The organism is Streptomyces sp. NPDC020780 (genome assembly GCF_044334475.1).
In the GTDB taxonomy this organism is placed as follows: domain Bacteria; phylum Actinomycetota; class Actinomycetes; order Streptomycetales; family Streptomycetaceae; genus Streptomyces.
This window is the reverse complement of the sequence record NZ_JBIRTB010000015.1, coordinates 72,157-85,085: the sequence shown is the minus strand read 5'-3', so window position 1 is coordinate 85,085 and position 12,929 is coordinate 72,157. Positions and strand designations below refer to the sequence as shown.

The following is a 12,929-nucleotide window of genomic DNA, read 5'->3' as shown; positions in this document are numbered from 1 at the left end:
CGGACTGGCCTTTCGTCGAGGTGCTGGTGGTGCGCGTCCAGCTGGTGTCTCACGCCGTGTCACCCCCGTCTTCGTCGTCGGGGAACGCGCGGCGTACGAACGACGCGATGTGGTCGTGCAGAGCCCCGGCGGCGGCCGCGGCGTCGGCGGCGAGCGCGAGCCGCAGGATCTCCCGGTGCTCGGCCGCCTCCCGCTCCCAGGACGGGACGGCCGCCCAGGCCACGGTCGAGACGAGTGCGGCCTGGTCGCGGACCTCGTCGAGCATCCGGGCCAGCAGCGGGTTGCCGCAGGGCAGGTAGAGAGCCCGGTGGAAGTCCCGGTTGGCCAGTGACCTGTCGGCCTTGTCGATCGCCGAGTCGGCTCGCTCCAGGGCCTCCTGGGCAGCCTCGAGCGAGGCCCTGCGGGTGATGGAGCGGCGCAGCGCCTCGGGTTCCAGGAGCAGGCGCACGTCGTACACCTCACGGGCCATGGTCGCGTCGACGAGCCGCACGGTGGCACCCTTGTACTGGCTCATGATCACGAGCCCCGTGCCCGCGAGCGTCTTCAGTGCCTCGCGGACCGGAGTCTTGGAAACGCCGAACTGCGCGGCGAGTTCCGTCTCGACCAGTGCCTGACCCGGTCTCAGCTGCGCCGTCAGGATCGCGTGCTTGATCGCCTCCAGCACGTACTGGGTCCGGGACGGGATCGGGGCAGGCGCAAAGGTCATGGGTGAAGGGCTCTCGCATCTCGCGTATCGCGTCTCATATATGACGTACGAAGTACGACGCGATGAAGCTAGAGCGGTCGTGAATGTTTCGTCAACGCTTCTGACAGAAGAATGTTCGGCTCATCCTGCGGCGGTCACCGGAGCATGGGAGGCCGGTGACGGCCCCTCCGGTCCCGGGGCGTCTCCGGAGGGCGCGCTTCCACCCGAAGCACGCAGGTCACGGCAGTGCCGCGCGAGGAAGGGGCCGCGGAGGGGCGCGGGAGGCCGGCGAGGCCGCGCTCGGTCCCGCTGGGCTCCGTATCCGGTTCGAGACCTCCGCGAGGGAGGTGACCCGGGGGGGACGGGGGCGGCGGCCACCCGGCCGGACGGCCGCCGGGGCGCCCGCACGGTGGGGCGCGTGCAGGGCGGAGCGCCGCCCGGGGTGGAGCGCCGCCCGGGGTGGAGCGCACCGGCTGCGAGTCACACCCGGTGGCGGTCGCGGGCCGGTGTACGTCAGCCGGGGAAGCCGTACGGCGGCGAGGCGGTGGCCGGGGCGCCGCGGGGACCGCAGGCCGGACGTCGGTGGCGGGCTGCGAGACGCCGAACGCACCGGCGAAGGGCCGGCGAACGGCCGGCGAACGGCAGGGCGGACCGACGGGGATTCCGCCGGTCCACCCCCTCACCGGCCGATGCGTGAGAGCGCGCGGGCGACGGCGTCGAGGTCCGGCCCGGAGGCCAGTCCCGCGTGGTAGAGGCGCAGTTCACCCGCGCCGAGCGCGCGGGCGTGCACGGTGTCCCGTTCCAGGGTGCCGGGGCTGCCGCCCATGCCCGTCACCACGTTGAAGTTGGCCGCCAGTACGCCGGAGAGCCCGGCGAACGGCCCGAGGACCGCCTCGCGCGCCGCATCCCCGCCGGTGCAGGGCAGCACCGCGCCGTCGGCCGTGGACAGCAGGTGCGCGGGGTCCACCCCGACGTTGGCGCCGGTGCGGTACGGGGCGGGGTCGGCGTGCAGCAGGACCTGGAAGTCCGGGCCGGGAGCCGCGGCCCGTACGGCGGCGACGGCGGCCTCCTGGAGCCGCCGGGCCACCTGGTCCCGCCACTGCCGGGTGGCGTCGGCGAGACCGGTGCCGAGCAGCCCGCGCACGCCGGACCAGCCGGTCTCGCCGGAGCCGGATCCGGCCCAGACGGGTTCCAGGGCACGGCGCACGGCTGCCGCAAGTTCGCCGGCGTCGAGCCCCGTTCCGGCGTACCCGGCCCGGCAGTCGGCGCAGAAGCAGAGCGACATCAGGTACTGCGCCGCGTCCCCGAGGCCGACGCCCGCCGTCTTGTCGTGGGCGTGCAGATGGGCGAAGCCGTACCAGCCGCACGACTCCAGCTCGGTGCCGAGCGACCCGGGGCGCACGGCGGCCTCCGCCGCGAGGTCCACCAGGTAGGCGTGGACGGCGGGCTGCGCGATGCACGGCGCCCAGGGGTAGCGGTCGCCGTAGGCGTTGACCACGGAGGTACCGGGGTGGTCGGCCCCCAGGCGGGAGTTGTGGGCCAGGGCCACCCAGGAGTGCACCTGGAGACCGGCGTCGGCCAGGGCCGCGGCCGCCTCGGCGTACGGGTCGTCCCCGGCCACCCACGCCTGATCGTAGGGGCGCAGCCCGCGGCCCGCCCAGCGTGCGGGATCCGGCGGGTAGAGGACCGCCGCGTGCTCGGCGGTGACGACGCGGTGGCCGGGGTGACGGGGGGTCAGGGCCCGGGTGGAGTGGTAGGCCGAGGCGAGGGTCACCTGCTGGACGCCGAGGTCCGCGACGCGGGTGGCGGCGTCCGGGTCCCCGACGACGTCCCAGGGGTAGAGGAAGGCGGAGGTCTTCACCCTTGCGCCTCCTGCCGGGCCCCGCGCTTCTGCAGCAGCGCGCGGCCGTCGGCGATGATCCCGGCCAGTTCCTCGATGTGCGCGGCGGGCGGTTCGGTGAGCGGGGTGCGTACGGTGCCGACGTCCAGGCCTTCCAGCCGGACGGCCGCCTTGACGAGCGACACGGCGTAGCCGCGGCCCTTGGCGCGCAGTTCGACCAGTGGCCGGTAGAAGTGGTCGAGCAGGGCGTTGACCAGGTCCACGTCGCCGGACTCCAGCGCCCGGTAGAAGGCCAGGGCCAGGTCGGGGGCGAAGGCGAAGACGGCGGAGGAGTAGAGCGAGACCCCGATGCCGCGGTAGGCCAGGCCGGTGAGTTCGGCGGTGGGCAGCCCGTTGAAGTACAGGAAGTCCTGACCGGGGGCTCCGGAACGCACGGCGCTGACGATGCGCTGCATCAGGTCGAGGTCGCCGTAACCGTCCTTGAGTCCGATGACACCGGGGGTCCGCGCGAGAGCGACGACGGTCTCGGGTGTGAAGACGGCGTTGTCGCGCTGGTAGACGATCGTCTCGAGTCCGGTGGCCGCGGCGAGTGCGGTGTAGTGGGCGAGCAGGCCTTCCTGCCCGGCGACGACGAGGTACGGCGGCATGGCGAGAAGTCCGTCCGCGCCCGCCTCCTCGGCGAGCTTCGCGTACTGGACTGCGAGGGCCGTGCCGTATCCCGCGCCTGCGACCACGGGCACCTGCCCGTCGGTCTCCTCGACTGCGGCGGCGACGAGGAGGCGGAATTCCTGCGGGGTCAGCGCGTGGAACTCGCCCGTGCCGCAGCAGGCGAAGACCGCCGCGGCGCCGGCGTCGATCCCTGTCCGCACGTGCCTGCGGAAGGCTTCGAGGTCGACGGTGCCGTCCGGCCCGAAGGCGGTGACGGGGAAGAAGAGCGGCCCGGCGACGTCGGTGAGGCGGGCGGCAAGGGGGGCTGAGGTCACGGGCGCTCCCTGAGCAGATCCAAACGTGCACAATTCTGATCGTCGTCCATATTTATGAACGCGACCACGCTAAGCCAGCCGAGCGTCGCAGGTCAAGACACGAAAGCATGACCCGGAGGCGGAGTGGTGGGCTCGGGGCGGCACTTGACGTGATCCGCCGAACTTCCTAGCTTGTCCATGCATGTGAATGCGCTCCATGGACCGGTCGCGCGGGTGACGCGTCGGGCGGCTACGCCGCGCCCGCGCGGTGGCGTACCCGCTGCCCGTACGCGCGGTCCGCTCCCCGCCGTGCCGCCGGTCCCGGTCGTGGTGCCGGGGGCGCCGGCCCACCGGACACCACACTGGACCCGAACACCGCTCGGCACGACGGCAACGCCCAAAACCACCGCACCACTGAGCACCAGCGCGCCGCCCACGCCGCACCCGCACCCGCACCCGCACCCGCACCCGCACCCGCACCCGCACCGAGGAGATCCCGTATGCCCGCTCCCCGCACCGTCCTGCTCACCGGCGCCGCCGGCGGCCTCGGCACCCTGATGCGGGGGCTGCTGCCCGCTTACGGCTACGAGCTCCGCCTCTTCGACGTCACGCCCATCGAGGGCGAACCGGAGGCGGTCACCGCCGATCTCGGCGACAAGGAGGCACTGCGCGAGGCCGTACGGGGCGTCGACGCGGTCATCCACCTCGCGGGCATCTCCCTGGAGTCCTCCTTCGACAAGATCCTGCGCGCGAACATCGAGGGCACCTACAACCTCTACGAGGCGGCGCGCGAGGAGGGCGTCGGACGCGTCGTGTTCGCCTCCTCCAACCACGCCATCGGCTACACCCCCCGCCCGCTCCCCGGCGACCCGCTGATCCCGGTCGACACGGCCCGCCGCCCCGACACCTTCTACGGTCTGTCGAAGTCGTTCGGCGAGGACCTCGCCCAGTTCTACTGGGACAAGCACGGCATGGAGACCGTCTCCGTACGCATCGGCTCCTGCTTCATGGAACCGACGTCCGTGCGGATGCTGTCCGTCTGGATGAGCCCCGGCGACGGGGCGCGCCTCTTCCACGCCGCGCTGACGGCCGAGGACGTGGGCCACACCGTGGTCTACGGCTCCTCCGCCAACACCCGCCTGTGGTGGGACCTGACGACGGCCAGATCCCTGGGCTACGAGCCGCAGGACGACTCCGAGCAGTACGCGGACGCGCTCGTCGCCGAACAGGGCGAGCTCGACCCGGAGAACCCGGACCACGCCCACATCGGCGGCCACTTCGTCACCGACCCGCCGATCTGGCCCCACTAGGACGGGTTTCGAAAGTTCTGTCCGCCCGGTGACGCCCGACTCACCCGCCCGCCTGTTCCCGAGACAGGACAACACCTCCGGCGCACTGTGCCGGCCCCGGAAGATACCGCGACGCGCCGCCCGGGGTACGGGCACCATGCGGCCATGCCGGAACCTCCGGATTCCGGTACGAGCGGCACGGTGACACGAGCGTCACCCTCACCCACCACGGCCGGCCTGCGGGCACCCTGCGCGGCGGCCGGGCGGCGACGTTCCTGGCCGAGGTGGCGTCGGGTGACGCCCCGTTCGTGACGGCCCCTGGACTCGCGTACCGGCACGGCAACGAGCGCACCGCCCGCGACCACCCGCGCACCCGGACCCGCGGCGGGCGCTGAGCCGTTCGGACCACACCGGCGAAGGTAAGGGAACGGCAAAGCCGGGTCATTCGTTACTCCGTGCATGACCGCAATGACCCCCGGCTCGAACATCCCTCTCTCCGCCGCCCGCGTGGCGGTGGACGTCGCCGCCCCGGTGCGGCTCGACGTCTCGGGCCTGCTGCTCACCGCCGACGGCAAGGTGCGCTCCGACGACGACTTCATCTTCTACAACCAGCCCTCGGGCCCCGGCGTGGCCTACCGCGCGGGCGGCGGCTCCGCGCCCGACACGATCGTGGTGGACACCTCGGCCGTCCCGCCGGGCATCGAGAAGATCGTCGTCACGGCGAGCCCCGACGCGGCAGGCCAGACCTTCCAGGGCATCGAGCCCACCGCCACCGTGCGCAACGCGGACGACGGCAGCGCGCTCGCCACCTTCACCCCGCCGCAGCTGGGCGGCGAGACCGCACTGGTCGTCGTCGAGATCTACCTGCGCAACGGCGCATGGAAGGTCCGCGCGGTCGGCCAGGGCTACGCCGACGGGCTCGCGGGCATCGCCACGGACTTCGGCGTCTCCGTCGAGGAGCCCGCCGCGACCGCACCCGCCGCATCCGCCGCTCCCCCGGCGGCGCCGGCGGTCGCCCCGGCCGCCGCGCCCGTGGACCCCCGGATCGCTCCCCCGGCGCCGGCCGCACCTCCGGCCCCGACGGCCGCAGCCGCACCCATGGGCACCGGGAAGGTCAACCTGGACAAGGGGCGGGTCAGCCTTCAGAAGAACCAGACGGTGTCCCTGGTGAAGGGTGGCCGGCCGCTGCTCTCGCAGGTCAAGATGGGTCTCGGCTGGGAGCCGGCGTTCCGCGGAAAGGACATCGACCTCGACGCCTCGGTGATCGCCTACGGCCCCGACCGCAAGCACCTGGACAGCTGCTACTTCGGCAAACTCTCCATCCTGAACGGCGCGATCAAGCACTCCGGCGACAACCTCACCGGCGAGGGCGCGGGGGACGACGAGGTGATCGTCGTGGACCTCGGCCGGATCCCCGCCGAGGCGACCGGCCTGGTCTTCACCGTCAACTCCTTCACCGGCCAGAAGTTCACCGAGGTGGCCAAGGCGTACTGCCGGCTGATCGACGCGGCCACCGGTGAGGAGCTGGTCCGCTTCGACCTGACCGGCGCCGAGCCGCAGACCGGCGTGATGATGGCCAAGCTGATCAAGCAGTTCTCCGGCGAGTGGGAGATGACCGCCATGGGCGAGTTCGTGAAGTCGCGGACCGTCCGGGGCATGGTCAAGCCCGCCGCGAAGGCCCTGTAGCGCTGGGACCCCGCAACGGCATCCGGGGCACCTGATGGATTTCTCCTCAGGTGCCCCGGATCCGGAGGGTCTCCGGTCGGACGCGGTACGTGCTCGTGCTCCTTCTCAGAGCTTGGTCAGCTTGGAGTACGGGCTCAGGATCCTTCCCTGTCGCCCCGAGAAGTCGATGAGCACCGCGTCGTTGTCGCCCTCGACAGCCAGGACTCGGCCGAGTCCGAACTGGTCGTGCGACACCCTGTCGCCCACATCGAAGCATTCGACCGGTGGGGCCGCCTGGGCCGGGCGGTTGAAGGGACTGGAAGGCAGGTGACGCCGGGATCCGGCTGACTGTTTCATTACCTTGAGTATGCGCCCTGGGAGCGCCCGACGCCATGCCCGACCGCTCCCGGGGCCGCAGTAGTGGCGGTTTCGTAATCAGCCGTTCCAGGGCCAGTCGGCGCTCCTGCCCGCCTCCAGCAGGGGCACCATGCGGAACGCCGCGTCGGAAAGACCCCCGAAAGTGTGGCGGTTCTCGCTCCCGGCCGGCGCGTGCCCGACCCGGTAGCCCGCCAGGTTCCAGGTGTAGACCGGGACGGTGAGCGGGATCCCGTCGGTCACGTCGCCGTAGTACGTGAACGAGGCCTGCTCGTCCGTGACGATCAGCACCCGGTCGTGCTTCCGATAGTGCCTGCGCACCGCCTCGACGGTGTTCGTACCGCCCAGGTCGCCGAAGCGCTCCAGGACCCTCAGCACCGACTCGCCCCGGCGGTAGGTCACCGCCGCACTGCTCGTACCGAACTCCACCAGGTCCGCGTCGGCGGCCCGCAGCGCCAGCGCGGCGCCGAAGACCGCCGCGGCGTCCGCCCGGTTCAGCTGCGAGCGGTCCGAGAGCGGCGACCACATCGAACCGGAGCGGTCGACGAGGATCAGGGTGCGGCCCGGCAGCGCCGGGACGTTCCCCAGGGAGTGCCCGAGCGCCTGCTCCAGCGGGTAGGCCCAGCGCAGGGAGGGCGCGTGCCGGTACGCCGCCAGGTAGCGGAACGGGAACTGCCGCGAGGCCGCCACCGTCTCCGGATCGCAGATCCGGCGCGCTACCGCGGCCGCGACCTCGTCCGTGACCCCGGCCTCGTCGAAGTTGCGGAGGTTGCGCACGAGCGCCATCGGCCCCATGGACGGGATCACCGCCTCCCAGACCGCCGCGTCCATCGGACCCTGCAGCCAGCCGGCGAGAGCTTCCCAGGTCATGCCCGCCTCGCCCAGCCGGTCCGCGCCGCCGGCCCCGGTGACCAGGGCACGGCGCTGCGCGACCGGCACGTCCATCAGCGCCCGGTGAGCGGTCAGGGTGCGGTTCGACGCGGGCGGAACGGCGTCCTCGGGGTGGTGCCTGCGGTCCAGCGCGTACCGGAACAGATCGCCCTGCCACGCCTTGGCCGGGTCGGGCGAGGCGTGCACCAGGTTCAGAACGTCGCCGAAGCGGTAGCCCTTGGACGCGGTGTCGTACTTCAGCAGCGCCGTTCCGCTGTAGAGCCGGCGTACGGCGTCGGCGATGCCCCGCTTGACCGGCTTGGGTACGGCCCGGCCGTACTGAGAGGTCCAGTAGCCGAGCAGTTCGCCGGGCTCGTCGGCACGCAGCAGCACGGAGTCCACGACCTCACGGTTGGACGGGCCGTCCACCACGCCGGCTTCGAGCCGGGCCCTGACGTACTCGGCGGCGCCCACGAGTGAGGCCGTACGCATCCGCGCCTCGCGGCGCAGCCAGCGCAGCAGCCCGGCGGTCCACTCCGGGTCCTCGACGGCGAGCGTCCGCACGAGTGCGGCGTACCGGGTGTCGCGCGCGTCGCCGTCCTCGTGGAACGTCTGCTGCGACACGAAGTTGGCGACCGCGAGGAGGAAGAGTTCGGAGCGGGGGTCTCGGAGGTGTCCCTGCGCACCCTGGTGGTTGCGTGCCGTGCCCCCGGTCGACCGGACGGGCGAGGTGGCGTGGGGCCGGGTGGACCGGGTGTTGAAGCGTGCCATGTGACGTCCCCCGAATGCGTGGGAGAGGACACAGCGAACCGGGGTGCCCGAGATCGGGGTCGGCGACGGGCTCGTGTCCGATGCTCTGTCCGTGTGAGCTACCGGCCGTGGCCGGGCGGGATTCGAACCCGCAGCCTTCGGATCCGTGGAAGTATCCGTCGCCTGCGCACCGGGCACCCCGGCGCTGGTGCCTCCCGAGGTCAGGACGGCTGCGGCGTGTTTCGGGAAAGGAAGTAGCCGCTGCCTTCGCACCGGGAGGTGCGTTGCGCCGACTCTAATCGGCCGGCTGCGCCGCACGCGAGGGAGTTTCCCCCACGCGCCGCGCGGCGGCGTCCGGAGGTGGTGTCAGTCCTTGTTCGGCTGACGCTTCCAGGGGCCCGTGATGGCAAGCATGATGCCCGGGGTCTGGATGTTGGCGAACAGGGTCTTCCCGTCGGGCGAGAAGGTGACGCCGGTCATCTCGCTGTAGGAGGGGTCGTCCTCGGTGCCGATGTTCAGGTCGTTGCGCGCGATCGGGTACGTTCGGCCGCTGTCGGTCGCCCCGAAGAGGTGCTGGACGCCCTCGCCGTCCTCGGAGATCACGATGCCGCCGTAGGGCGAGACGGTGATGTTGTCGGGGCCGTCGAAGGGGCCGTCCACGGACGGGTCCTGGTTGACGCCCAGGAGGACCTTGAGGGTGATCGTGCGGCGCTTGGGGTCGTAGAACCAGACCTGGCCGTCGTGCGCCACGGGGCTCTCGCTCCGGGCGTAGGAGGAGACGAAGTAGGCACCGCCGTCCCCCCACCACATGCCCTCGAGCTTGCGGGCACGGGTGACCTGGCCCTCGGTGAACTGCTTGCGCACCGAGACGGTCTTCGCGTCACGGTCGGGGACGTCGACCCAGTCCACGCCGTAGACGGTGCCGATCTCCGTGGCGCGGGACAGGTCGTCGACGAAGACGCCCTTCCTGTCGAAGCACTTGGTGGCCTGCAGGACACCGGCGTCGTCGGCGAGGGTGCGCAGTTGTCCGCGGCCGTGCTTGAAACCGTGCGGCGGAACCCAGCGGTAGAGCAGGCCGTTGGGGCCCGAGGCGTCCTCGGTGAGGTAGGCGTGGCCGCGCTTGGGGTCGATGACGACGGCCTCGTGGGCGTAGCGCCCGAACGCCTTGACCGGGCGCGGGTCACGGTTGGCCCGCTTGTCGTACGGGTCGACCTCGAAGACGTATCCGTGGTCCTTGAGCAGACCGTTCTTGCCGGCCTTGTCCTCGGTCTCCTCGCAGGTCAGCCAGGTGCCCCACGGGGTGCTGCCGCCCGCGCAGTTGGTGGACGTACCGGCGATGCCGACCCACTCGGCGGTGCGGCCGTCGCGGCGGGTCTCCACGACGGTGCAGCCGCCGGCGGCGACCGGGTCGTAGACGAGGCCCTCGGTGAGGGGCACCGGGTACTCCCAGCGGGCCCGGGTGCCGCTCAGCTCGTGGTTGTTGACGAGGAGGGTGACACCGCGGGCGCCCTCGAAGGCGGCCGTGCCGTCGTGGTTGGAGGGCGTCGGCTCGCCGGTCTCCAGCGTGGTGACACCGCTGTGCGTGACGACGCGGTACGAGAAGCCGGCGGGCAGCGCGAGGATGCCCTTCGGGTCGGGGAGCAGCGGACCGTAGCCCAGCTCCTTGTCGTGGCCGTGGCCCTTGCCGTGGTCGTCGTTCTCGTGGCCGTGGCCGTGGCCGTGGCGGGCGTCGTCGGCGGCCAGCGCACCGGGCGCCGTGGCCAGCGCTCCGACCGTGCCGGTGAGGGCGATACCGGCACCGGTGAGGGCGGACTGTCTGGTGAATTCCCTGCGCGTGAACGACATCGCGGACTCCTGGGGCTGCGTGACCGGGTGGGTTGGCGTGATCACGCTCCCTCCCCCGCACCAACACCGGTTGAACGACGGACGACGTCGAGCGGGCCTGCGCGTCAAACCGTCACGCGATTGAGGGCAAACCGGGTCACGGCGCGAGGGCCGGCCGGCCACGTATGGCCGAAAACGGCCCTCGAGCCCCCGGTTTCAGCCCTTGGTACGCGAGCGGGCCTTGAAGGCGGACTTGCGTGCGAGCTTCGCCGTCTTCCGGTCGCGGTGCAGCCGCCCCATCGCCTCCAGGACCTCCGCAGTCGCCGGGTGGTCCACCCGCCAGGCCTCGTCGAAGAAGCCGCTGTGGCCGCCGGTGAGACCCTCGACCAGTGTCTGGAGTTCGTCGAGCTCGCCCTCGGCGTCCAGTTGGGCCGCGATCGTGTCGATGGCCAGCCAGAAGACCATCGACTCCGGGGGCGCGGGCACGTCGGCCGCACCCCGCTCCACGAGCCACACCCGGGCCAGCCCGCCGAGTTCGGGGTCGTCCAGGACCGCGCGTACCGCGGGCTCGGCCTCCGGGCCCGCCGACGCGAGGGCCTGCTGGCAGTGGAGCCTGCGCAGCGGTGCCCCCCGGTCGGCGCCCCGTGCCGCGGCCAGGAGTTCGGCGGCGGCCCCTGCCCCGTCCCGCGCGCCGTGCCGGTCGAGCCACAGCTCGACCTCGGCGTGGGCGGCGTCCTCGGGGTAGTGCGCGATGCCGTCGAGGAGCACGTCGGCCCCCTTGTCGGCGAGGTCGCCGACGGCGGGCGCGTCCACGCCGGCCTCCAGCATCCGCTCCCGGACGCCGTAGAGGCCGAGCGGGGTGAGCTTCACCATCCCGTACCGGGTCACGTCCTCGTCGTCGGCGGGGGGAGTCGACTCCTCGCCCTCCTCGGTCAGCAACGTCTCGTCCACCGGCCGGTATTCGACGATCCCGATGGGTTCGAGCACCCGGAACTGGTCGTCCAGCCGCATCATCGCCTCCGACACCAGCTCCAGGACGTCGTCGGTGGGCTCACCCATGTCCTCGGGCACCACCACGGAGGCGGCCAGGGCGGGCAGCGGCACCGGGCCGTCACCCGGCCCCGCGTCCGAGAGGGTCAGCGCGTAGAGGTTGCCGAGCGCCGCGTCCAGGAGTTCGGCCTCCGCCTCGGGGTCCCAGTCGAGGGCGTCGAAGTCGACGCTGCCGTCCTCCCCGATGAGGTCGGCGAAGTCGTCGAACGCCGGTGCGGTGGCGTCCGCGTGTACGGCGTCCAGCCCGTCGAGCCAGATCGCGAGGACGTCCTGGGGGGACCCGGCGGTGATCAGGGCCAGGCTCTCGCCCGCGGTGACCGTGCCCTCGGCGTCCTGTCCGGCCGCATCAGCGTCGTGCTGTCCGGCCGTACCGTCGGCGTCCCCGGCCTCCATGTCGTGCTCCGGGTCCTCGACGTCCACGAGTCCCGTGTCCACCGCCAGACGCCACGCCTCGCCGGCGTACGCCGCGCCGTCCTCGTCACCGGCGAGGCCGAGGTGCTCGGCCGCCGCCGGCAGCTGCGCCTCGGCGAGTTCGCCACCGGCGCCCACGCGCGTCCCGGGCCCCGCCCAGCGGGCGAGGCGGACGGCACGGGCGAGCAGTGGAGTGGCCAGCGCGTCCCGTGCCAGCTCGGCCTCGGTGTGCAGCCGCACCGGCGGCAGGGAAGGGCGCTCTGCGGACATCAGGGGGTTCTCCTCGGGGCATGCGCGGGGCGTGTGGGACGGGCGGATCCCGTGTACGGGTCCGGGGCGGCCCCGTGCGCGTGGGGCCGGGCCGCCGACCCAGCGTAGACGCATTTCGTCCCCTGCCGCCCGGTTCTCCGGCAGGCCCGCACCGATGCCGGGCGCCGGGGTGCGGCGGCCTCCGGGCAGGCGTGCCCGCCGCCGCTCCGGTGCCGTGCGCTGGGCGGGACGGCGGGCCGGGCGGGGTCAGCGGGGCAGCGCGGTGCGCCAGGCCGTCGTGTTCAACTCGTCCATGAGCCGCACGTCGTGGCCCTCCAGGGGGAAGGTCCGCGCGCCCGCGTCGGGGGCTGCGGCGATCTCCAGGGCGTCCCCCTCGATGAGGTCGCCGCCCTCCTTCGTGGAGACCCACGCGAGGACCGAGGTGACGGTCCCCCCGGGCTCCAGCACGACCTCCTGCGGACCCTCGTCGTTGCCGAACATCGACCCTCCCGCGTTCACGGGGACGGGAAGCCGCTCGCCGTCCTCGCCCAGGGCGCGGACGGACGGATAGCCGTGGACCCGGTAGGGCTTCTTCCCGCAGTTGGTGAGCGTGAGCGTGACCGCACGGTGGAACATCGCCGTCTGCACCTCGCTCATCGCGACGACGGCCCCGGACGCGGGGCATCCGGACGTCGTCGCCTCGGGGACGGGTGCGCCCTGGGCCGGTGCCTTCGCCGTGGGCGACGGCTCGGGCCGCACCGGGGCGAGGGTCGCCGGTGCGCTGCGGGCCGAGGCATGAGTGGGGCCCGGCTCCCCCTCACCGGCCGGGACGAGGAAGCCCGCGCATCCCGAGAGCACCGGCGCGGAGGCCACCAGCACAGCCGCGGAGATCGTCGTCCGTACGCGCATTGCCGTGTACCCCACCCCTGGAACGGTCTCTCGCTGACGCGTTCGATCAT

General features: G+C 72.7%; 10 protein-coding genes and 1 pseudogene. 3 read left to right on the top strand and 8 right to left on the bottom strand.

What is annotated here, in order from left to right:
- Positions 1 to 49 precede the first annotated feature (49 nt).
- The 3 genes from ACH4VO_RS26110 to ACH4VO_RS26100 all read right to left on the bottom strand — a co-directional run bounded on the left by ACH4VO_RS26110 (position 50) and on the right by ACH4VO_RS26100 (position 3,508).
- Positions 50 to 706, bottom strand: a complete 657-nt coding sequence (locus ACH4VO_RS26110; RefSeq protein WP_360993911.1) for a GntR family transcriptional regulator — start codon at positions 704 to 706, stop codon at positions 50 to 52.
- A gap of 658 nt (positions 707 to 1,364) precedes the next feature.
- On the bottom strand, positions 1,365 to 2,546 hold the full coding sequence (locus ACH4VO_RS26105; protein ID WP_360993908.1) for a hypothetical protein: 1,182 nt from the start codon (positions 2,544 to 2,546) through the stop codon (positions 1,365 to 1,367).
- Positions 2,543 to 3,508, bottom strand: a complete 966-nt coding sequence (locus ACH4VO_RS26100; RefSeq protein WP_360993906.1) for a 5-dehydro-4-deoxyglucarate dehydratase — start codon at positions 3,506 to 3,508, stop codon at positions 2,543 to 2,545. The genes ACH4VO_RS26105 and ACH4VO_RS26100 overlap by 4 nt, the downstream gene beginning before the upstream one ends.
- 479 nt (positions 3,509 to 3,987) lie before the next feature.
- Between ACH4VO_RS26100 and ACH4VO_RS26095 the strand changes: the two genes are divergently transcribed.
- From ACH4VO_RS26095 to ACH4VO_RS26085, 3 genes and pseudogenes are all read left to right on the top strand, one after another.
- Positions 3,988 to 4,797: an NAD(P)-dependent oxidoreductase gene (locus ACH4VO_RS26095; RefSeq protein WP_360993903.1), complete on the top strand. Its 810-nt coding sequence runs from the start codon at positions 3,988 to 3,990 to the stop codon at positions 4,795 to 4,797.
- A gap of 155 nt (positions 4,798 to 4,952) precedes the next feature.
- Positions 4,953 to 5,171: pseudogene (locus ACH4VO_RS26090) on the top strand (hypothetical protein); the annotation flags it as partial.
- Positions 5,172 to 5,235: 64 nt separating this feature from the next.
- A complete protein-coding gene (locus tag ACH4VO_RS26085; protein WP_360993900.1) occupies positions 5,236 to 6,462 on the top strand; it encodes a TerD family protein in 1,227 nt (408 codons plus the stop codon).
- 105 nt (positions 6,463 to 6,567) lie between these two features.
- On the opposite strand, the gene ACH4VO_RS26080 is transcribed toward ACH4VO_RS26085, so the two are convergent.
- The 5 genes from ACH4VO_RS26080 to ACH4VO_RS26060 all read right to left on the bottom strand — a co-directional run bounded on the left by ACH4VO_RS26080 (position 6,568) and on the right by ACH4VO_RS26060 (position 12,879).
- Positions 6,568 to 6,798, bottom strand: a complete 231-nt coding sequence (locus ACH4VO_RS26080; protein ID WP_014156926.1) for a hypothetical protein — start codon at positions 6,796 to 6,798, stop codon at positions 6,568 to 6,570.
- Between the two features lie 78 nt (positions 6,799 to 6,876).
- Positions 6,877 to 8,457 carry a TROVE domain-containing protein gene (locus ACH4VO_RS26075; protein ID WP_360993897.1) on the bottom strand — a complete coding sequence of 527 codons (1,581 nt, stop codon included), beginning with the start codon at positions 8,455 to 8,457 and terminating at the stop codon, positions 6,877 to 6,879.
- A 345-nt stretch (positions 8,458 to 8,802) separates the two neighbouring features.
- Positions 8,803 to 10,281 (bottom strand): alkaline phosphatase PhoX, encoded by a 1,479-nt coding sequence (locus ACH4VO_RS26070; RefSeq protein ID WP_360994172.1) that lies wholly within the window; start codon positions 10,279 to 10,281, stop codon positions 8,803 to 8,805.
- A 195-nt stretch (positions 10,282 to 10,476) separates the two neighbouring features.
- Positions 10,477 to 11,991, bottom strand: a complete 1,515-nt coding sequence (locus tag ACH4VO_RS26065; protein WP_360993895.1) for a hypothetical protein — start codon at positions 11,989 to 11,991, stop codon at positions 10,477 to 10,479.
- Positions 11,992 to 12,237: 246 nt separating this feature from the next.
- Positions 12,238 to 12,879: a DUF4232 domain-containing protein gene (locus ACH4VO_RS26060; protein WP_360994169.1), complete on the bottom strand. Its 642-nt coding sequence runs from the start codon at positions 12,877 to 12,879 to the stop codon at positions 12,238 to 12,240.
- Positions 12,880 to 12,929 lie beyond the last annotated feature (50 nt).